Below are 23,131 nucleotides of genomic sequence, written 5' to 3' on the forward strand. Positions count from 1 at the left end.
CTCTCATTGATCAATTAAAAAATCAAGCATCATAAATCATATTGGAAGCGCCCTATTCTCAAAGAACAAGGCGCAGATGATCAGTTGATTTCTGTTGAAATGCTGCATGATTAAGATAGCGAAAACAATACTTCTCAATCCGGTTAATCAAGCCGATTAGATTTTTATATTTACACCGACTTGAAAACCACGTCCAGGAAGCGGTGCAATATATTTTAACGGCGAGTTTTGTGGTCTTGCATCTTCATTCAATAAATTCGATCCATTTAAAAATACGTCCATACTGGTTTTTTGTAGTTTGAAGTGTTTTTGAATTTGAAAATCCATCATGTTATATGCTGGCAATGGTACTTCTTCAGACACGCTTTTTCCCAAATATTGAGGCTTATCATAATAGATACTGGATAATCTCGCAGACCAATCATTTTGTGCCCATTCAACACTCATGCCATAACGGTTGGTTGGCATATTGGGTAAATAGTTTCCGTCATTAAACAGACTAAACTGATTCGGATGAAGGTTCTTATTTTTAACAAAATCGGCAAATGCGGATACCACAACTGAGCCATAGGCATTTAATTCAACTTTTTGTTTTAAATCAACTTCAAACCCTGTGATTTCAGCATCTGTCTGTGTCCAATATTTAAGCGGTAAACGGTTTTGAGTCTGCACACCTGAATGGGTTAAGTATAAGTAATTGTCATATTTCATTTTATAAACAGTGGCAGTTAAATTAAAATTTTGATAATTCAATAATCCTGTCAATTCTAGATTTTTCGACTTTTCTGCTTTGAGCTTTTGATTTCCTTCCTCTTGCATCATGGTAGAGTAGTGCGCATTACTCGCATAAAGCTCATTGATTTCAGGCGCTCGATCTGAAACCGAATAGCGTAATTTTAAGCCCAATAAATCATTATATTTGAAATAAGACCCAAAGCTATAACTGTCTAAATCAAATTCAGTATCCTTTAACTTAGTATTTGGTGAGTTTCTTGCTGTTTTAAAATCACTCGCTTGAATTTTGTGTTCTACTTTTTCATTACGGTAACCTGCATCTAATTCTAGCCAGTCAAAGTCTAATTTTTCCTTAATAAATACAGCTTGTGTTCGAGTATCAACATGAGGTAAATAGCGTAATTTCCCTTGCCCTTCAACTTTACGATCTATTTGATTTAGACCAACAAAACTACTCCAAAATTCGGTTGGTCGATGTTTAAGTAATAATTCTGCTTGTTGTGTATCAAATTGATAACGATTGGCCATCCCAGTACCCAGATACTCAGCAGAGGTATTGACTGTTTTACTGGCATTAAACTGAATTTGATTGAGCAACAATGGGCTAAAGTTAAGTTCACTGGCAAGTGAATATCTTCGTTGATCCGTTTTAACCCCTACTGGAACGCTTTCACTGGTCGATTGAAAGGATTTATTTTCAAGAGAAAATCCCGGAACACCGTATTCACTTTTCTTCGAATCAGCACTGAGTCCGATATATCCTCGATCAAGAAAATATGTTGTGCCTACAGCAAAATGCTGATTATCTAAGTAACTGTTTCCAAGCTTACCGCTATAGTTCGGGGTAACGTCCTTATTAATTTTATTTTCCGTAAACTGTTTGCTATTCGGAACATAATTTGGATTTACAGGATTGGTATAAGTTTTCCCACTCCATACAGATGTTGGCTTGTCTGTATAAAAAGAAAATGTACCATCTGCCCAATCTGGATTTTCTGTCATGAATTGGTCAATATATGGCTGTGATGCCGTGTTATACACCTGTTGAATTCGTGCTTCTTTTTGGCAAGCATCAGCTAAACCTGTATTCACTCCACCTGTTGCAGGAAATAGTGCGCTATTACAGACTTTTGCTTTACCGTTACCCGGAATTTTATATGCCGCAATCTCTTGCGTCGAAAATAAGAAATTGGTCGAAAAATTCTTTTGGTTATTTAAATTTAATTTAAAGCCCTTTGCATCAAAATCATTCCAGCCCTTTTTAGCGACAAGTTCCAGTTCAGTTTTTTTTTCAGGAAGCACTTGATCAATGATTCCTGTATCAATGTCCACACTCCCACCAATAGCATTCCCGCCATAACGCACCGTATCAGAGGATTTATTGACCGTAATTGATTGGCTAAACAATGGATCAAATGGAATATTAATATTGCCACTGATTGCATTCATTCCATAAAGCGATTGACCATTTTCTAAAATCTGTACTCGATTGCCGCCTAAACTACGGATGACTGGTGCACCAGCATTTGGACCAAAAGCACTACTTTGCACTCCTGAAACTTGCTTTAAGGCATCTCCTAAAGTTTTATTGTCCGCATTTTTATTTTTTACAACCACAAGATCTTGTTTAAAAATGTCTTTTTCTGCATCTACTCGAATGATGGGTAAAACATTGAGCTCTTTATTATCCACCGCATAGGCAGGAAAGATCGGTAAAGAAATTGCAATGGCTAAACTATGACGACGCACGATGATATATCCAGATTGTAATTTATTGTTATGTTATAACATCACATTTAACTATTCAACGACAATAATCTTAATGATTTATCCAACAAACAGCATTGTGATAAAAAAATTTGAATAAGCCTTTGATCTAACTTAATAATTTAAACAATTGATGCTATCTATGAACAAATTTCTTTGTTCTGAAATGCTGCATCATTGATCTGATACTTATATTGATGAATTAAAGATGATTTTTATGAGCTTAAGTTAAAATATAAGTTTAAAAACGATGTTCTAACTTTAAGCTGATATTATGTTTATCATAGGAATACAACCACTCTACATTACTGTTATTTTGATTATATTGATAAGTAAGATTCGGTGTTAAACCGTAAAAAGCCCAACGTGGCGCACTTAAAATCAAGGTATAGTTTTGTTCAAAATCATGTCGCCTAGCCTCCAATGCAGGCGTAAATTTATCAAATTGACGCCAACGAAAAGAACTAAATAAATTGGTGTTAAAGCCTGCGGTAAAATTTTTGGACAGCCCTAAACGTATGCCTTGTTGTTGATATGCTGTGAAATATTGCTCTTGGGTATTATGGTCAACGAAATCCAGTCCACCAAATAAGGTCCAGTTTTTTGGTAAAATTTTCCAAAAAGTTGAATAGACTGAATATTCCGTGCCATTCTGCCCCTTATACTGAGAATAGTTCATATCATTCATTTCAGCTTCTAACTTGACGGCTTTATCGTTGGAAATAAAACGCATCCACTCGCCTTTTAACCCATAAGCACTGTAAAGTGGATCATGTGCATAGTATTTATGTTCAAATACAGGAGCAACCAAGACTTGATTACGTTCATTATAAAAACTATAACCCGCATTTAAATTAAAAGTTAATTCATTATAATCTGTCTGTTCTGGGTAAACTTGACCATAGAATAATCCACGTAAAGCAATACCATGCTGTCCAGAAAGTGACCAACGCTTGGTTAACGTGGCTTCATAATCCAGACCTTGCGCACTGATCGCATCTGGTGTACCTCGCTTTAATTGTTCGACAGGCACGACTTCCTTCGTCTCTGGGTCAATACCGTAATAGGTCACAATGTCGTATTTATTTGAAGCGTTATTGATATTACTGGCATAACGTGAACCAAAAGCTAAGGAACCTTGCCATGCATCACGTTGTTTAAGTCCTTTAAGATACATCTCTACAGTTTGAAGAATACCTTGAGCAGCAGGATCGGTAGACATGCTCAATTGAGATTGAATCTGCTGAAATAACTGTAGTCCTTGCTGATTTTTTTGTTGTTCGGTGTAGACACGTGCCAGCTCAAGCTGTGTCATTAAATTATTGGATTGAATCTTTAGACTGTGTTGTAGTTTACTTTCAGCCAAGCTTAAATTTCCCTGTGTTCGTGCCATGACGCCTTCAGCGAATTCAGTCAAAGCCTGATCATAATTTGGAAATTTTTTATATTTTTCTAAATAACGTACAGCGACTTGCCATTGTTTTTGCATCACCGCCAAATAAAGCGCATAAGCAACTTCTGCGGGTTCATCCTTCACCATATATTCCTGACCTTGTATGATCAGATTCGGTAATGCTTGGTCTTTTTTGGGATCATCTGATTTGAGTAGTTTCTTATCATTTTGATATTGCTGCTGACTAATTTCCTGATTTAACCTGATACTGGTATCATCTGCTGCATAGACAGATTCTCCACACAGTACCACAACGCCAAGCAATACTATTTTTTTCATTGATCACCCTATAAAATAAAAAAAAGAAAGACTTACCGAAGCAAGCCTTTCTTATTCAAATCATTATTTCTTACCGCCGAATGCAACATCATATGTATTGTTACCTACAAATGTTGCAATGCCTGCTAAGCTGCTTTGGCTATTATAAAACTGACCTGAAACATCACCACCAGAAGGTCCACCTGTCCAAGATGCATTTGAACCACTAATCGTAGCGTCATTATTAATTGTTGCAGTACCTAAATTAAAGGTACGTGAACTATCGCTCAATGAACCAGTTAACTGTTTGGTTGCAAAGTTTGCAGTAAACGTACCTGACAACAAATTAGAGCCATTATAATTATTGACACCTTGAACGCTATAATTTGCAGTACCTGTAGACGGTACGCTGGTATCCGCATCTTTACCATTGTAATAAACAGTATGTGTTGTTGGATCAACTGTACCTAGACGGTTTCCACTGGCATCTTTGGCTTCGGCATTCCACTCACCAAACCAAACGTCTTGCGTAGGCACTTGTTTATAGTTGGCATAACCGATAGCAGCATGTGTTGGCGGAAGACCTGGTAAATACGGGTTCAAACGCACTACCCCATTGCCATCTGCATAACCGTTAAAACCCGAGAATGCAACAACTGCGCCGTTATAAAAGTCTTTGATTCCGAAACCTACACCCGAGTTTGGATGAGTTGGTCCAAGTGAACCTGTAGCTGCGACCTCGATTTTACTAACATCACTCGACTCACCGACTATAGCTGCCTGAGCAGCACCGACTAAACCAATAGATAGTAAAACAGCCAGTGAGATAGATTGAAGTTTCATTTTAAATTCCTCGTTATGAGTTTAAAGTTTTACCATTAAGAATAAAAATAAAAAACTTAATGATTATCATTTAAAATAAAACATGTGCTGCACTGATTTTAATTTTTCAATTTAAGTGTAAAATCAAGGAGTACCTGTCTTATTTTCCACACATTTATTGCACACCACGTGCAATAAATTCGGTTAATTACCTTTAAGTTCCTTAAAACTTATGGGTAATGCTTAGCTTAAATGTTCGACCAGGTGCTGCGATTGCCGAACGGGTTAAAGGATCAATATAAAATTCGTCAGTGAGATTAGTTCCCACCAATTCAAATAAAGTGTCCTGCTTCAGTCGATAATTGATATAAGCATCTAAAATGGTCATTGAGTTCCAAGCCAAAGGGGTATTGGCGTAATAACTCATCTCTATCCCGTTATAGTTTTTCGTTTCAGGATTTTCATATTTTTGGTAATAACTCGCTCGTGTACCCAATTCCAATTTCTGATCAAAGAAACGTCCTCCAAGCGTCAAATTTACTGAATATTTGGGAATTGCCATACTGACCAAATATCCCCCTACAAATCCATCATCGACACAGCGATTTACTGAGAACTGCTTATTTGCCCCCAAAATCATTGCTGAATTTTCATCACATACTTTATTCTTAAAACGGTAATTGGCACTCAAATCCGTAAAGAAACGTCCATTGTCAAAGCGACTTTGTAGTTCCAGTCCTTCTGTAGTGAGACTATCGACATTACTAAATGCCAAAGTTGGACTACGCTCAATCGCATTCTTGGTTTTGTTATAGTAATAAGCCAATTTAATATCGGCATAACTGCTGTTTTTAAAAAACTCTGAAAGATTATGGACATAGGCGAGTTCATAGTTCGATGCATGTTCAGGTTCTAACTTATAACCACTTAAAGTTCCAGAAAAACCAAGCGTACTTTCAAACATACTTGGCATTCTATATGCTTCGCTATAGCGCAAATACATTCGACTATTCGAGTTAAAGTTAACCGTTGCTGAAGCCGTCGGTGTCCAACCACTATCTTTGCTTTTTTGCACACCTGTTTGGGTTAAGTCAATATCTTCATAAGCACCTTGAGTGCCGCTCGCATAATATCCATAATCCCGCCCCTCCACTAAAGTCCCATTTAAAAAGGGATTATTGGCAATGGTTAATTTTCCACGACTATCCTTTTGATAGTTAATCGTATTACGTTGAGTATATATATACCTTTTTAATTCTTTTTGCTTATATTCTTCCGTCCAGCCCTGAGCCAAAGCGGATGCATCTAATGTATTTCTTATTTGTTGTTCTCGTTCTGGGGTCATATTTGCTTTTTTGGTAAAATAAATCATGCTTAATGCAGTGGCTTTTTTAATCAGGTTAAACTGGGGATCACCTGCATTGACCCGTTCATTAAGAAAATCATCAAAGGCCCAATAGTTTTGATATCTTGCACCTGCATTTAGCGTCAGCCATGATACAGGCTGATAGTCAAAGTTAAAATTAAACTCTTTTTCTTCTCGACGTCCTGCTCTCGGTACCATTCGATAACCTGAATTCGTTCCGTTAATATTTGGGTCTTTATAAATATCATCTGAACTGAGCTTTTCTTTTTGAAAACTTCCACCAACAGTCAAGCCAAGACTAGACAGTAATTTAAACTTATTGCTCAAGGTTATTCCTTGGCGAGTATTGTCTGAGTTTGCGACGGCACTGTTCACAAAGATGCCCAAGTTCTCATTGGTATCATTGGGAAATCCACCAGAACTATAGGTATTGCTTTTGGTATCAGTTCGCCAAATATTGCTGTAAAAATCAACCAAATTATTGTTTTGAGGCTGATATTTGTATTCCATATTATAGGCTTTGGAGTCAATATGACTTAAAGGCCACTGTGGTACGCCTGTTTTGTTTTTTACCAATGCCTCCCAAGCAATTCTCGAGGGCAGTATTTCTCCGTTGGTGATTGAAGTGTCCCGATAACCGAACTCTAAACGCTGTTCATCAGTCGGCTTCCATGTTGCTTTCAACAAATAAGATTCTGTTTCCAGAGATGTATTCGGAACTTCTGTACCTCCCGGATAAATTTTGGCAAGATAAGGAACATAGTTATAACGTTCCTGCGATGGTTTATTATAATATTCACTGCCATTTTTTCCGGCAAAATGATTGCCCTTATTCCGATAAGCATAAGCAGCCAATACTTCAAAGTTATCAGTACGCCCCGCCAAAGCGATACGAGTCGCAACATCATCACCTGAGTATATATTGTTCTCTTTATTCTGGCGTGCCATCTTAAATAAAGACGGATCATAATAAGGTTCGAATATTGGCTTACCTTGCCAGTTCGTTGCTACTGGCGGATAGTTGGGATTATCATAAATACTTTGACCTGTGAGTAATTGCGGTTCTCTAGGTTTCACTGCATTACTGCTGGTTTCTACTTTTATTTCTCCACCAAAATTTTTACCTTCTTTTAAAACATCATCTACAGCCAAAGTATGAATAACGACAGCACCGCCGACACCTGTGTTTACATTGCGGGTGATGGAAGGTCCTTTGATGACTTGTAGCCCACCGATTAAATTCGGATCGATATAACTACGGTTATTTGCACCGTTATAACCGCGCCATACTGTTAGTGCTTGCTCTGTCCCATCAATAAGCACTGGCACTCGTCCCGGTCCTTGAACGCCACGTATGCTTGGATCTAAAGCACCACTATTTCGAGCATCCCCACTGTATACTCCGACCATTCCCTTAAATAAGTCTGCTGGCTGAGCGCCTTTATATCGTTCTATTTGCTCTTTGCTGGCGTAGACGCTAGAAATATCTTGGTCATAAACATCATTCTGCCCTTTTGTATCTCGACTAACTGTGCCAAAAACAGTCATTGGGCTAAGTTGCACCGCATTTTCATATTCGGTGGCTGTTGATTGAGTGGTTGCTGCTGCGGTTTTGAGTTCAGCTTGAGTCACTTGCTTGAGCATATAGCCACTGCCCACTTTTGCTGCAACAAATTCAGTGGGTGCTAAAATACGCTGGAAACCACTTTCCACATCATATTGCCCAGTCAAACCAGAACTGGATTTTCCTTTTAATAAATTGGCATCTATGGCAATCGTGGTACCTGCTTGTTCAGCAAAAGTATTTAAAACACTGGCAAGTGAACCTGCTGGGATATGATAAGAACGTGATTCCAAAGTTTGCGCAGAGACGCTTTGCGCCAGCCCCATTGCACCAATCCCCACACAAGCAACATGAATAGCAAATGCCAATGATGAAACTCGAAAAGAAGATTTTGTTTGCTTTTTATCCCAAGCAGCTTTGCTCATTTTACGCCCCAGTAAATGTAAATAAGAATCATTCAACATACATAATTAAATGAATCCTAATCTTTGCTTCTACTTAATATGACGCACGAGAAATAAAAAAGTGGAACCTAGAATTAAAAATTTTTTTAAATGAAACTTGAACGGGTCTAAGACTTATGACGAAACGGAGCTTTGGGAAGCTTTCTAAATCTGATTGATCTTGATCAGGCAAGAAACTTTTGTCTTTAACCTGAGTTCGATAAAATTCTTGATAAAATATGAAACTTAAAAAAAGTCAGCCACAATTTCCTGAGACAGGACTTTATTGATAAAATGTAATCGTCTGTTCTCATTAATCAATGCGTTTCAGATCACTCATTGTTGAGTGGTGAGAGCAATGTGGTTGATTGAGATGTAAACCGACTCATAGATATAACTACTTATTTTATTGAGTCGTTACCACAGTCAGATACGGCGTGATTTGATAAATCTTGAGTTGTGGAAAAACACTATTCAACAACTTCAAAGCATTTTCAGTTTGATCTAAAGGCAACACTGCATTGACTTGGATTTTTTCCAGTTGATCCGTTTTAAATATAATTTTCGTTCGGCTATTTTGATCTAATTCCGTCAAAACTTTCGATAAAGGCATATTTTCAACAATCAACTGACCTTGCATCCATTTTTGTTGTTCGTTATGGATATTCAAATCATGAATGGGTTGTATAGCATATCCATTAAATGTGACTTCCTGCCCTGCGGATACAATCACGGAAGATGGCTTGGATGGTTCTTTAACGAAGTGAGAAGTTTGTACTTTCACTTTAGAATGCAACATCTTGAGTTCTGTAAGTTCTGGCTGATAACGAACACTAAATGCAGTGCCTAAAGCTTCGATTTGACCATGTTGTGTTTGAACAATAAATGGACGTGCTTGGTCTTTAGCGACATCTACAAATATTTCGCCTTGGACCAATTCAACGACACGTTGATTAGCAGAAAAATGTACATTGACTGCACTTTGACCACGAAATTTCAGCGTTGACCCATCGTTTAAGCTTTGAGTCTTCCATTCTCCTGCCGAAGACTTGAGGTCAGCCGTGAGGTAAGCGATTGGATGATAGGCGAGATAAGTGTAAATTCCGCCAAAACAACATAATGTAATGGCAAAGAGGCTACCATAACGTAAATTCTTTTGTTTGTTTGCACTTTGCAAACCTGCTTTCAGTACGGTTTGTGTCATTTGTTGCTGTTGCGGGGTCTGTACCAGTTTTTGAATGGAATACAGATAATGTTCAATATCTTGTGCAATTTTTTGTCGTTGTGGACTCATACTTTTCCAAGCATCAAAATCCATTTTTGCCGCTTTTTTTGTTGAATCATCATCAGCACTGAGCAATACAATCCACTCTGCGGCTTCTTCAATTAATTTTTGTTTGCTTTTCTGATCATCTATCATTTATACAAACAAATCCTTCTCTTGCTTTAACACATAACATTGCACCAAGCATGTTGCGAGATATTTTTGAATCATTTTCGTTGAAACACCAATCTGCTCGGCAATCTCTTTATGAGTCAAACCTTCAAAATAATGTAAAACAAACGCACGTTGGGCTTTTTCAGAAACAGATGCCAATGCCTGACAAATTTGATCAATCGCTTGAATAATCTGTAGTTGGTCTTCCGGTGAAGGAATCACATCTAAAAGATATTCCATTTGACCTAATTCATCCAAATACGCTTGCTCAATGCGTTTGCGGCGGACTTGATCAATCATTAAATTACGTGCGATCGTGACTAAATAAGCACGCGGCTCTTTTATCCCAAACAACTCATCACGCGTCTGTAAAATCTTGATAAAAGTATCTTGAACCAAATCAGCCGCATGTTCACTGCTACCCATCTTTTTTCTCAGCCATTGATGTAACCAAGACTGATGATCACGATACAATTGATCTACAAATGCAGGATTTTTGTTCACAATAGAATCAACTCGTTTAAGCTCACACAAATGATAATAATTATCATTTAAATGTCAAGCAGCTCTTCTCTAAAATCACTGAATTTTAAATTACATTTTTGTCGACCAATCGTATATTGTTGCGATATATGGATTAAAAATAACAATTATTTTTCTATAAAACCTTATTAAAAAAATCTATGACAGCGCATCATTTTTGTATCCAAATTTATATACCTGTCCTTATGAATATTTTCAAATAAATATAGATTTTATTGTCATCAATATAAGTGAGACATCATTTTAACCATCACAATAGAAACACTCCGACTTTTCCAAAGTGAGATGATAAGTGCTAGCACCATGTGCCAGCATCAACGCTTGAAGATGACCTTCCAAATCTTGATCATGAATCAACTGTAATTGACCACATTTTTTACAGCATATTCGGATATTGGTCTGGCAATTTTTAAATGAATAGAGTGCCTGTTCATTTCCAAGTTTAAATTTCACCAACACACCAGCTTCTTCCAACTGCCTCAAGGTCTGATATACGCCTGCAAAAGACAGCTTTTTAACCTGAGGTGATGGATTGTATAAAATTTCTGCGGCAGTGAGTTCACGCCGTGCATTTTTTAAAATATTCAGTACTGTTAATCTTGTTGTCGTCACTTTTAAATTTGCTTGTAGAAGTAAATGTTTTAATTCTTCAATATTTTTATAGGGGTTAAAGATTTCCATCCAAAGATAATCCTCATAAATTCATGCCTTAAGCCACATCCATAATTGTACGCAAATCATCATCATAATAATTGCACCGACTGCCCACGGATGAGGCACTGTCAAAATTAAAATTCCAGCTGCTACACTCATACTCAACAAAGAAAATAACTTCACTTTTGTAGGTAATGTGCGCTGGGTCTGCCACTGCTGTAAAATTGGTGCAATCAGTCGATTGTTTACAATCCAGTGATGCATTCGTTTTGAGCCTTTGGCTGCAAAAATTGCTGCAAGAAAATAAAAATCAAACGTAGGCAAACCTGGTACAACTAAACCAATGGTACCCAAAATCAAACATAAACCTGCGAGTGCAATACACACGCAACGTACCAACCATGACTTCGCCAGTTTCGGTTCTGGCAATGTCATACTGGTATTAATATCTGTTTCAGTTCCTGTTTGCTTCATTGTTTGATTCCCTTTTCAACGATTCATCATTTATTTCAGTGTTTTCAATTGTGCTAAAAGCTCACCAAAACGCTGAAAGCCTTGCATCGCTCCTTCAATAATTAGTTGTTGATCTTCTGAACTAAAATTTGCCTCATCCAGCGTTTGCTTGAAACGTTTCCATACTAAGCCTCGACCTTCTGGATATGCTGCCAAATTACGTGCACCAAACTCTGCATTAAAGCCAAATTTAGCTTGCGCTTCTTTGAGTAAAAATGCTGCACCTAATGTCGAACCTTCAGAGACATAAATCCAGCCTAATGATTGTGGAAAGCTCACGGTATGCGTCGCAATATCGCTTTGTTGTGGCTGCACACCTAAATCAGCCAAATCCTGCAATGCTGCATCAGAACGACCACGCACATCTAAATCAGGAATCAACTGTTGCACCTTTGAATCTTCATATAAATGCTCAACATCTTTCTGAAAGTAATACTGTGAAAGTGTGAATTGGGCATAATTTTCTTGGCTGGCAAAAGCACCCGATTGTTGCATCAAAACTTCCATGCGATCATGTTCTTCAGCAGTCGTTTGCTTTAAACGTTGCATTAAACTTTCTGTCATTGCTTTTTCTGTCGCTGCGTTCATAAAAATTCCTCAATAAACGTTGTATACACCTGTTAGTCCAATCAGCGGTTGCGACCAAGCTTAAGCTGAATGGGAAAATCCACCACGATAGCAACTGCTTCACCGTTTAAGATGTGTGGTTTAAATTTGGTTTTTTGTGCAGCCTGAACACCTCGTGCATCTAAACTGCTTAATCCTGTACTTTGTTTCACTTTGACATCAATCGCTTGTCCTTGAGGATTAATCTTGATAGTCAAAACCAGTAAACGCTGTTGATTCTGTAACTCACGGTCATCGTAATTCAGCTTGCCAAAGCTCAATACATCAACCTTACTGACCATAATCGGTTGTTGCGGTTTTGGTGCAGATTCAGCACTTTGCTCCTTTTTATTTTCTCGACCTTCTTCGCCACCAGATTTTTGAGTCTGCTCATTTGATTGCCCAGAAGATGACTGTTGTTTCGAAGTATTTAAATCAGTCTTGGTTTGCGTTTGCATGGATTGTTGTTGATTCGACGCTGTGCTGTTATTTGAAGATTGATCTGTTGTTTTTGTCAGTGTGGCTCTTTGAGTATTTTGTTTTGGTTGATCCATGATCACTTTCTTGGATTCGCTACTCTGAATTACTTTGCTTTGTTTTTGCTTGGATATCGGTGTCTTAGCATTCTGTTGCTGTGTTACTGCTTGCATTTGTGATTGTGTCGAATCGGTTGCCGTATCTGTACGGCTCTCTTGAACCGTTTCTGTCTTATTCATACGGACAAAGCGAATTTTGATCGCATTTTCTGGTGAATGCGTTTCAACGAATTGATCAGTTTGTAAAAAAGTCATCGACCAAATCAATAAGACATGCCCCAGCATGACCCCACACAACGTCATATACGTTTGTCGATCATATCTACTGGTTAATACTACAGACATCAATTGAACTTAATGATGAAGTGATGAAATATTGGAAACAGCATCCTGAAATAAATTGCTCAGGATATCTTGGCTATTTGATCTGTAATGTTGAATTACCATACTCATTCCTCTTTAGCTAAATCAAAGCAGACCCATAAAAAATCTGCCTTATATCTATATAGACGAATGAGAATGGAAAAAAGCCTAATGAGAAATGTAATGAAATGTAAACTATTCTTATTTTAGTTCTGTTTTCTCTTAAATTTTATCCCCCCTACTGAATCAACTTTCAATATCCATTAAGACCTTGCAAGTTTTATATAACCAAACAACAAACTAAACCAAGATATTGATTTTATTAAAATTATTTAAAAAGTATCGTGCTTATTGTCCTAAAAACCTCAGTCCTACACCTGGCTCGGTGACAATATATGTGGGTTGAACAGCGTTATCATTCAGTTTGCCTCGTAGTTTTGCCACTAAAATTCTTAAATAGTGTGTGTCTTCTTGATGAGTAGGTCCCCACAAATCATTTAAAATTTGCGGTTGAGTAATCAATTGCCCTTTATGCTGGGCCAATAGGGTCAACAATTGATATTCCTTACGGGTCAACGAAATCAATTGTTGGTTTAAAAATACTTGTCGATGTGCAAAGTCAATTTTTAGCACCCCATCATCAAAACAAGCAGACTCCACAGCCACATTTTGATATTGGCGAAGCAGCACCCGTATTCGCGCCATCAGCTCCTGTACGCTAAAAGGTTTTGTCACATAATCATTGGCTCCAGCATCCAATAACTTCACTTTTTCTTCTTCACTTGAACGTACAGACAATACAATGACAGGCACATGTGACCAGACTCTTAACTCTGCCAATACTTCTGCACCATCTAGATCAGGTAAACCAAGATCAAGAATCACCAAATCTGCACCATGCAAAGCTAAAATTTCCAAGCCCTTTTGACCATTTTCAGCCAATAGTGTCTTATAGCCTTGAGCACGAAGTGCAATATCTAAAAATTTACGAATCTGTGTTTCATCATCAATAATCAATACATTGGTCATCGAGCTTGTTGATACATTTTGCTCTGGCATGATATTTCCTTAAATCAAAAAGCAAGATTATCCAATTTGCTGGATCGGGAGTTGCATACGAATACATGTCCCTTGATTATGCTTCGCAGAAGAAGCCATAATTTTACCCATATGTGCGCCAATAATCGCTTTGACAATTGTTAATCCAAGCCCTGTACCATATTGTCCTCGATCACCACGCTCCATGGTGTAGAACATATCAAAAATTCGCTCACGCTCATCTTCAGGAATACCCTGTCCTTGGTCACTGATTGCAATTTCAATTTCATTTTCACTACATTGTACAACGTCGATACATACTGCTTTATGTTCTGGCGAAAACTTAGCAGCATTTTCAAGTACATTGAAAATAGCCTGTTCAATCAGTGCGGCATGAACATATAAACTTAAGCTCTGCTCAGGTAAATGTACTTCAACGAGACTGTGTGGCATATAGCGTTTTAAACGACGCACTGCTGAACCAATTAACTCATCTACACCAATCCAATCCCGTTTAAGACTAAGACCCTCATGTCCTAAACGCGTCATATCGAGTAAATTTTGGATATAACGGTCTAAACGTTCACCTTCTAAACGGATGGCTTCCAATAAACTGTCCTGATCTTGTTCATCCATAGAATGACGGTAATTGGTCAAAGTATCTGCTGCACCAATCATAGACGCTAATGGCGAGCGTAAATCATGTGACACCGATGAAAGCAAAGCTGAGCGCAGTTTTTCAGTTTCCGAATTAATATTGGCAATTTCCAATGCTTTGCTCAGTTGAGTTCGAGAAATTGCTTGAGCAATATATTCAATCATTGTTTCGGTTAATTGCTTTTGCTCAGTATTTAAAACGGATAAATGCTTGGGAAACTTGATTCCAACGACGCCTAAACATTGTTTAGATGCCAACAAGGGCAAAAACCACCAGTCATTTTCAGTTAGAGTTTGAGTAAATCGTCCTGAAGGTTGATGATTTTTAAAGGTCCAATCTGCTGAAATTTTCTCTTTATCGCTGATGGTCAATAAAGGACTTACTTCAGCAGACAAACCTGGAAAATAAAACCAGATTTCAGCATTTAAATTTTTACTTAGGCTATTTTCTGCAATCTCTTGAACCTGCTTCAAATCTACGGCGACAGAAAGCTTTTGTCCCAAATCCTGCATAATACTGTTATAACTATTTGCCGCTTTTAACGCGACAACTTGTTCTTTTAAACGTGAAGCCAAACGGCTGGAAATTAAAGCAGCACCCAGAAAAGCGACCACAGTAATCACGCCTTGATGTGCTGAAATCTGAAAAGTAAACTTTGGTGTAATAAAGAAAAAATTATACGCCAAGAAAAATAGAATCGCTGAAAAAACCGCCGCCAACATGCGTGTTTTCGATGCAACAAAAACCACCGCAGTAATAAAAATCACCGACAGCTCTTCAATACCTAAATATTTTTCACCTAGACTCGCAATGAAAATACTCATCACCGTCGTCGATAAAACGTAAAATATTTCTCTTAGATTTAAAAACCGACTTTGTTCAAGAATCGTAGAATATGGTTTATTTTCTGCAACAATCGGCACCATACTGAGTTCAAAACTCGGTTGATATTTTAATAATTGATCTACAAAATTCTGCTTAAATTTTAAATGGAATTGAAAGCTCTTTGCCTTAGGTTGGGTGAGTACCAATGTCGAAATACCCCGATCAATCACATAATCAAACAGCGTTTTTGCATGTTGTTTACCATAGAGAATTTCTGTCATTCCGCCCAATTGACGGGTCAAATTTAAGGCGCTTTCGATCTCACGACGCTGAGAATTTTCAGATTTATGATGAATTTGAGAATCTTCTGAAAATGCCACCACAGTCCAATGTGCTTGACGATTTTCAGCTATACGACAACCTGCCCGAACTAAAGCCTCTGCATGTCCTCCACCATCTAACATAATCAGAATATGGTTTTTCAATGGAATGGGAACTAGTCCCTGTATCGAAAAATTTTCTCGAACATCGCTATCGACATGGCTGGCAACGGTTTGCATCGCCAATTCACGTAAAGCTGTCAGATTGGAATGATTGAAAAAGCGCTGTAATGCTTGTTGTGCTTGTTCAGGGACATAAACTTTACCTTGATTTAAACGCTCAAGTAACTCACTTACAGGTAAATCAATTAAACGAATATCTCGAATACGCTCAAATACACGATCTGGGACTGTTTCAGCCACACGAATCCCTGTAATTTGAAATACCACATCATTTAAACTTTCCAAATGCTGAATATTCATGGTGGTAAAAACATCAATGCCTGCATCCAACAATTCATTGATGTCTTGCCAACGCTTTTCATGGCGACTATTTGGCATATTGCTATGGGCAAACTCATCCACTAAAGCAATACTGGGTTTGGTTGCAAGAACAGCATCCAAATCCATTTCTTCAAGCTGATGCCCTTGATATTCAATGACTTTGCGTGGAATAATTTTCAAGCCTGCAAGCAAGTTTTCTGTTTCGACTCGACCATGTGTTTCAACATAACCAATTACAATATTGTTGCCCTGTAAGGCTAATTCATGCGCACGCACCAACATGGCAAAGGTTTTGCCAACACCCGGAGCAGCCCCCAAAAAGATGGTGAGTCGTCCAGATTGATAGCGTTGGGTATGTTGTAACAAGACATCTGCTTTATTATTTCGATCATCTACCATAGCGCTAGTGTCTTCCAAATATTGGCAGTGATGCCATCCTTTTTAAATGTGATTAAATCAGTTTGCTTTACTTATCATGCTATTGGTATCTATTTTATGCTGTCTTTTCAAGTTTAGAATACAAGAAAACATTGAAGCAGAATGCGATAAAAATCAAATGCTCAATTAAATTTTTATCACATCCTGTACAGCCTCTAAAAATAACCGATCCAATAATAAACTTGGCAATCTAGTGGATTATTTTCCAAGCTGATCCAACGCTAAATTTAATTCTAGAACATTGACTCGTGGCTGCCCTAAAATTCCAAAAGTAGCTTGAGTGGTATATTCCTCAACAAATTGCACTACATTTTCTTCAGTTAAATGACGTGCTTTGGCAACTCGCTTAACCTGAATCATTGCAGACTGAACACTAATTTCAGGATCAATACCACTTCCCGAAGCAGTCACTAAATCCGCAGGAATTTTTGATTTTTCAACATGTTCTTGCTGAGCAATTTTATCCAAGCGTTCCGCAACAATATGATGTAAGTCAGGATTGGTTCTTGCCATATTACTCCCTGCCATGTTCATGGGATCATAGTGTGCAGCCGATGGTCGAGCTTGGAAATATTGCGCTTGTTGAAAAGGCTGTGCGACTAGACGAGAGCCCAATACATGATTTTTTTCAATCAACAGACTTCCGTTGGCTTGTTCAGGGAAAATCAGTTGCCCAAGCCCAGTAGCCGCAGAACTATAGACAAAACCGCATAGCCCCAAAGCGACGAGTGTCAAACCAAATGAAGCACGAATTAAACTGGATAATGATAAGTCAACATTTTGATGCGTTTCAGTATTCATTTGCATATTCCTCTCTCAGTTTACAGTGCAAGCAATGGACTGATCATCAAATCAATCAATTTAATTGCAATAAAGGGCAGAAGCACACCACCAACACCATAAATCAGCATATTACGGCGTAACAATTGGGTAGAAGTTGCAGGTTTAAACTTTACCCCTCGTAGAGCAATTGGAATCAATAACGGTATAATGATGGCATTAAAAATGAGTGCTGAAAGTATGGCACTTTCAGAACTGCCCAAATGCATGACATTCAAACTATTCATTTGAGGAATGGCTGCCACAAATAATGCAGGTAAAATAGCAAAGTATTTGGACACATCATTCGCCAATGAAAATGTGGTCAAAGCACCTCGGGTAATCAGTTGCTGTTTACCGATCTCAACGACAGACAAAAGCTTGGTTGGGTCTGAATCCAAATCCACCATATTTCCGGCTTCTTTGGCAGCCTGTGTTCCCGAATTCATTGCCAGACCAATATCCGCTTGCGCCAATGCTGGCGCATCGTTGGTACCATCCCCGACCATAGCAACCAAATGCCCTTTATTTTGCTCAGCACGAATACAGTTTAACTTATCTTCAGGTTTGGCTTCTGCAATATAGTCATCTACCCCAGCTTCTGCTGCGATTGCAGCTGCAGTCAGTGGGTTATCCCCTGTAACCATCACAGTTTTGATTCCCATTTCACGCAAACGTGCAAACTTTTCCTTGATTCCTTGCTTAATCACATCAGAAAGTTCAATGACCCCAAGAATATTTTTGTTTTTTGCAACGACCAGTGGCGTTGCACCTTTGGATGCCACCTGCTCTACACGGGTTTTTAACTCACTATGATTTTCTAGACGCTGTGATGCAAATTGAAGAATTGCATCCAATGCTCCCTTACGAATTTGATGTCCATCACTTAAATCTATGCCTGAGATGCGTGTTGATGCACTAAAGGCAATAAACGCAGCATGCTCAGGTTCGCTCACACGTTCCCCCAACTCTTTTGCCAAGGCAACCACTGACTTTCCTTCGGGCGTAGGATCTGCAAGCGATGTTAATATGGCAGCTTGACGAAGTTCTGATTCAGTTACACCGACTAAAGGATAAAAAGCTGTTGCTTGACGGTCGCCATAAGTAATCGTTCCTGTTTTATCCAACAGCAACACATCCACATCACCTGCAACTTCAACGGCTTTACCTGATTTCGCAATCACATTGGCTTTTAATGCTCGGTTCATCCCAGCAATTCCAATTGCTGGCAATAATCCGCCAATCGTGGTGGGAATTAAGCACACCAGCAATGCTACTAATACAATCGGATTGATTTCGATTTTTAAGAAATGTCCAATAAACGGTAAACTGAGCACCACCACGATAAAAGTTACAGTCATGACGGTCAGTAAAATACCCAATGCAATTTCATTCGGTGTTTTTTGTCGATTGGAACCTTCGACCAATGCAATCATACGATCAAGGAAACTATGCCCAGATTCGGCTGTAACTTGTACAATGATCTGATCAGTTAAAACTTTAGTTCCGCCGATCACGCCAGACTTGTCTGTTCCTGCTTCACGTAACACAGGTGCAGACTCCCCAGTTACCGCAGCTTCATTGATGGTGGCAAAGCCCTCAATAATTTCTCCATCCGCTGGAATCAATTCACCTGCACGAACTTCAATCAAATCATTCATTTTTAATTGGGTTGCTGCAATCTGCTCACCCTCTGTATCTGTTTTAGATTTGAGTCGTCGTGCGGTCAAATTTTGGCGAGCTTGTCGTAACGAAGAGGCTTGACCTCTCCCCTTCGCTTCCGCAATTGCTTCGGCATAGTTGGCAAAAAGTACGGTGATAAATAAAATCAAGGTGACTGATAGACCAAATAACACATTTGCTTTGCCCATCACTGTACTGATCAAAGTAATGATCGTACCCAGCCATACGATTGCCATAACACGATTTTTTATCGCATGTTGTGGGAGTAATTTAACCCATACATTCTTCCAAGCTTCAGCTTGAAAAAGCGTAGAAGATTTATTTGTATTCAATTGTTTTGAAGGATTCATTTGATTCACCCTAACCTTGTACCAATAACAGATGATCAGCAATCGGTCCTAAGACTAGGACTGGCATAAATTGTAATAAGGTCAACATCACCACAATGGCAATCAGCGTAAAAGCAAATGTTGGGGTCTCAACTTTTAAACTGCCTTTGCTTTCAGGCGCTTGACGTTTAGCAGCCAAACGTGCAGCAATAATGAGCGGTATGATTAAAGTCGGAAAGCGACCAAGTAGTAAAGCAATGACACATGTGACATTCCACCACACCGTATTGTCTGCCAAGCCTTCAAAACCAGAACCATTATTGGCAAAAGCAGAAACATATTCGTACAGGACTTGGGAAACCGCGTGATATTGTGGATTACTGTTACCCGTCAATTCAGGGAAAAATAAAGCAATTGAAGTTAAAGTGAGAATCACAATGGGTTGAATCAAAATCACCACTGCCAATAATTTAATTTCGCCTGCTTCAATCTTACGTCCGAATAATTCAGGAGTACGTCCTGTCATTAAACCTGCGATAAAGACAGCCAAAAACAGATAAATAATGAATTGCTGTAAACCACAACCAATCCCACCCCAGATGGCATTTATCAGCATGTTGGCGAGCGCCACTAGACCTGTTAAAGGGGATGCCGAGTCATGCATCATATCCACTGATCCATTGTTGACTTGTGTGGTCACTGCTGCCCAAAGTGCGGAAGATGCTTCACCAAAACGTAGTTCCTTTCCTTCCATTGCATAGAGTTGTGATGCCGTAGAAGAAAGGCTTTCAGACCAAATCGCAATGGTCGCAGAAAGAACGGACATGAACAGCATTGAACCAAAGACAAAGCCTGCAAATTTTGCGCGTTTGGTGAAAAAACCCAACATGAAAATAACAGAGACTGGAATCAGTAAAATGGCAATCATTTCTAAAAAATTCGAAAGTGGTGTTGGATTCTCTAATGGCACACTACTGTTTGGTCCATACCATCCTCCCCCATTACTACCCAGTTGCTTAATGGCAACCATCGGTGCAACAGGACCTAAAGGAATTTTTTGTGTTTTTAATTCAGTGGATTGATCTACTACTTGAACGTCTGGACCACCTTGAAAGGTTGCTGGAACGCCTTGGCTATTCAATAACAATGACCACGCCATACACAACGGAATCAAAAAACGAAATGTAGGGCGAATCACATCTGCCCAATAGTTCCCGACATTTATTTTTTGAACTTTACTGTTAAATGGTATTGAATGATCTGCTGTGGAAAAATCATTTGTTGGTAAAGAGAATAAAGCACGGACTGTTGCAACAACCATCGCCAACCCCATCATTGGAGTGATGATTTGCAAACCAACGATCCCCACCATCTGAGACAAATATGACAATTGGCTTTGACCAGAGTAATGCTGTTGGTTGGTATTGGTTAGGAATGAAACCATCGTATGCAGTGCCAAATCCCATGACATATTAGGTGCATGATTTGGGTTTAGTGGCAGACTGGCTTGGAACATAAACAACAACCAAGTGATCAATCCAATCACCAAACAACTGATCACAAAACTCAGTGAATAGGTTTTAACATTCATCCCCTGATTAGGGTCTGTCCCCAATAGCGCATAAATCGGCTTTTCAATCCAATTGAACAGTGGGTCAATTTTCATCTTGCGATTCTGCATAATCCATGCAAGATACTTTCCTAAGGGATAAGCCAGTGCAGTCACAATGACCAAGAGCAAAATAAACTCTAACATGACCTTGCTCCTTGGTTTGAAAGACTGAGCTGAGACATGCCAATCCTATTAATTTGGGCATGTTTTTTAAGTTTTTGTCGTAAGCATATTTTTGGATGCTGTACTTGTTGATGCGCTATATATTTAGCACTCATCTTTTCCATCCTAAACACTGGGATATTCCATTTCTCAGTATCGGAAAATAGCCCGTAAACTCTCTATTCACGGTCAGATCAACTGCGTAAAAATTTCGTAAAATTTTGTCTTTTTTCATTTATAAGTAGCGTTAAATACATTAAAAAGGTTCAATTTTTTAAATTCTTGCTTATTTCATTTATGGAAAATTTTGAACTATTCAAAGCTTTGTTTTTGGGGCTTATTGAGGGTCTGACCGAGTTTTTACCGATTTCCAGTACTGGTCACTTAATTCTATTTGGGCATTTGATCGACTTCCACTCAGATTCAGGTCGAGTATTTGAAGTGGTGATCCAACTCGGGGCAATCTTGGCTGTATGCTGGTTATACCGTCAAAAAATCATCGAATTAGTACGTGGCTTTTTCTCAGGTGATGTACATGCCAGACATTTTACAATTAATGTCTTGGTTGCCTTTATACCCGCTGTGGTGATTGGCGTACTTGCTGTTGACTTTATTAAACAGGTGTTGTTTAGCCCCCTAGTTGTTGCTTTTGCTTTAATTATTGGCGGTTTGATTATTTTTGCCGTTGAAGCCAGAAAGTTTGAGCCAAAAACCATAGAAGCCACTGACATCACCTTGAAACAAGCTATTTTGGTGGGTTTTGCACAATGCGTTGCCATGATCCCTGGAACTTCACGTTCTGGTGCAACGATTATTGGCGGAATGTTATCGGGCTTATCACGAAAAGCAGCCACTGAATTTTCATTTTTCTTGGCAATGCCAACCATGTTAGGTGCTGCAACCTATGATTTAATTCGTAATGCTGATGTTTTAACGTCTGATAATCTGATGAATATTTCAGTAGGCTTTGTTGCTGCATTTATTGCCGCTATTTTGGTGGTAAAAGCTTTGGTAAAATTTGTTGAAAAACATACATTAAGAGTCTTTGCATGGTATCGTGTTGTATTGGGTATTATTTTATTGATTGTATTTTTATAAAAAAGTTAAATCGTTTGAACTGGCTATGATCTGGTTGTTATGATTTTGCCCTACCTCTATCGACCCACATTCACTGTGGGTCTTTTTTTTAAGTTTAAATTCCCTAAATAGTTTAGAAATATCTTGAACACTTTAAATCATTGAACATGGTCAACATGAAAATTCTATAAGGCATAAGGTCATTCGCGCTCATTATTCCTGACTATGAGCATTCATTTCATTTTGTGAAAACGCTTCATATTGAGTTTCATCCTCCAAATCATCTGGACGACCAAAACCATATCGAGCACCAAATTGAGACAAATAAACGCCAATATTAGGACGTGGATTGCGTGTTGGAAATACAGTAGAAATCGAGTGTTTATATATAATCTGAATTTGCCCCATGGTATTTTTTAGCAAAACAACATAAGGATCAAAGGACTCAATATGCCCTTGTAGTTTAATTCCATTGACTAAGAAAATATAAACAGGGATATGCTCTTTTCGAAGTGCATTCAAAAAGGGATCTTGTAAACTTTGATTTTTTGACATTTTTTCAACTCCAAAATTAAAAATAGGGATCAGACTCGACTAAGTTGTTA

15 protein-coding genes and 2 pseudogenes are annotated in these 23,131 nt (G+C 38.4%); 1 reads left to right on the forward strand and 16 read right to left on the reverse strand.

The window, feature by feature from the left end; genetic code table 11:
* Nucleotides 1-156 precede the first annotated feature (156 nt).
* The 15 genes and pseudogenes from TOL5_RS15510 to kdpA all read right to left on the reverse strand — a co-directional run bounded on the left by TOL5_RS15510 (nucleotide 157) and on the right by kdpA (nucleotide 21,431).
* Nucleotides 157-2,484, reverse strand: coding sequence for a TonB-dependent receptor (locus tag TOL5_RS15510; RefSeq protein WP_151781132.1), 2,328 nt, complete (start codon nucleotides 2,482-2,484; stop codon nucleotides 157-159).
* Between the two features lie 259 nt (nucleotides 2,485-2,743).
* Nucleotides 2,744-4,234 carry a surface lipoprotein assembly modifier gene (locus tag TOL5_RS15515; protein ID WP_221260494.1) on the reverse strand — a complete coding sequence of 497 codons (1,491 nt, stop codon included), beginning with the start codon at nucleotides 4,232-4,234 and terminating at the stop codon, nucleotides 2,744-2,746.
* Between the two features lie 63 nt (nucleotides 4,235-4,297).
* Nucleotides 4,298-5,056 (reverse strand): Slam-dependent surface lipoprotein, encoded by a 759-nt coding sequence (locus tag TOL5_RS15520; RefSeq protein ID WP_009586465.1) that lies wholly within the window; start codon nucleotides 5,054-5,056, stop codon nucleotides 4,298-4,300.
* 202 nt (nucleotides 5,057-5,258) lie between these two features.
* A complete protein-coding gene (locus tag TOL5_RS15525; protein ID WP_221260726.1) occupies nucleotides 5,259-8,390 on the reverse strand; it encodes a TonB-dependent receptor in 3,132 nt (1,043 codons plus the stop codon).
* Nucleotides 8,391-8,814: 424 nt separating this feature from the next.
* Nucleotides 8,815-9,828 (reverse strand): FecR family protein, encoded by a 1,014-nt coding sequence (locus tag TOL5_RS15530; RefSeq protein ID WP_046761195.1) that lies wholly within the window; start codon nucleotides 9,826-9,828, stop codon nucleotides 8,815-8,817.
* Nucleotides 9,829-10,397, reverse strand: a pseudogene (locus TOL5_RS15535) (sigma-70 family RNA polymerase sigma factor).
* A gap of 235 nt (nucleotides 10,398-10,632) precedes the next feature.
* Nucleotides 10,633-11,070 (reverse strand): Fur family transcriptional regulator, encoded by a 438-nt coding sequence (locus tag TOL5_RS15540; RefSeq protein WP_004828689.1) that lies wholly within the window; start codon nucleotides 11,068-11,070, stop codon nucleotides 10,633-10,635.
* Nucleotides 11,071-11,091: 21 nt separating this feature from the next.
* A complete protein-coding gene (locus TOL5_RS15545) occupies nucleotides 11,092-11,517 on the reverse strand; it encodes a YbaN family protein (RefSeq protein WP_009586455.1) in 426 nt (141 codons plus the stop codon).
* Nucleotides 11,518-11,547: 30 nt separating this feature from the next.
* A complete protein-coding gene (locus TOL5_RS15550) occupies nucleotides 11,548-12,144 on the reverse strand; it encodes a biliverdin-producing heme oxygenase (protein ID WP_009586442.1) in 597 nt (198 codons plus the stop codon).
* Nucleotides 12,145-12,185: 41 nt separating this feature from the next.
* Nucleotides 12,186-13,043: a TonB family protein gene (locus tag TOL5_RS15555; RefSeq protein ID WP_121774499.1), complete on the reverse strand. Its 858-nt coding sequence runs from the start codon at nucleotides 13,041-13,043 to the stop codon at nucleotides 12,186-12,188.
* A gap of 366 nt (nucleotides 13,044-13,409) precedes the next feature.
* Nucleotides 13,410-14,120, reverse strand: coding sequence for a response regulator (locus TOL5_RS15560; protein WP_004828685.1), 711 nt, complete (start codon nucleotides 14,118-14,120; stop codon nucleotides 13,410-13,412).
* Between the two features lie 27 nt (nucleotides 14,121-14,147).
* Nucleotides 14,148-16,805 (reverse strand): sensor histidine kinase, encoded by a 2,658-nt coding sequence (locus TOL5_RS15565; RefSeq protein ID WP_121774498.1) that lies wholly within the window; start codon nucleotides 16,803-16,805, stop codon nucleotides 14,148-14,150.
* A 237-nt stretch (nucleotides 16,806-17,042) separates the two neighbouring features.
* Complete coding sequence (gene kdpC, locus TOL5_RS15570) at nucleotides 17,043-17,645, reverse strand: potassium-transporting ATPase subunit KdpC (RefSeq protein ID WP_121774497.1); 603 nt, start codon at nucleotides 17,643-17,645, stop codon at nucleotides 17,043-17,045.
* A gap of 20 nt (nucleotides 17,646-17,665) precedes the next feature.
* Complete coding sequence (gene kdpB / locus TOL5_RS15575; RefSeq protein WP_151781130.1) at nucleotides 17,666-19,696, reverse strand: potassium-transporting ATPase subunit KdpB; 2,031 nt, start codon at nucleotides 19,694-19,696, stop codon at nucleotides 17,666-17,668.
* Nucleotides 19,697-19,706: 10 nt separating this feature from the next.
* Nucleotides 19,707-21,431 (reverse strand): potassium-transporting ATPase subunit KdpA, encoded by a 1,725-nt coding sequence (gene kdpA / locus TOL5_RS15580; protein ID WP_151781129.1) that lies wholly within the window; start codon nucleotides 21,429-21,431, stop codon nucleotides 19,707-19,709.
* A gap of 315 nt (nucleotides 21,432-21,746) precedes the next feature.
* Between kdpA and TOL5_RS15585 the strand changes: the two genes are divergently transcribed.
* On the forward strand, nucleotides 21,747-22,547 hold the full coding sequence (locus tag TOL5_RS15585) for an undecaprenyl-diphosphate phosphatase (protein WP_009586456.1): 801 nt from the start codon (nucleotides 21,747-21,749) through the stop codon (nucleotides 22,545-22,547).
* A 270-nt stretch (nucleotides 22,548-22,817) separates the two neighbouring features.
* On the opposite strand, the pseudogene hfq reads toward TOL5_RS15585, so the two are convergent.
* Nucleotides 22,818-23,081, reverse strand: a pseudogene (hfq, locus tag TOL5_RS15590) (RNA chaperone Hfq); the annotation flags it as partial.
* Nucleotides 23,082-23,131 lie beyond the last annotated feature (50 nt).

The sequence above is a fragment of the Acinetobacter sp. Tol 5 genome, from assembly GCF_019702905.1.
Classification (GTDB): Bacteria; Pseudomonadota; Gammaproteobacteria; order Pseudomonadales; family Moraxellaceae; genus Acinetobacter; species Acinetobacter bereziniae.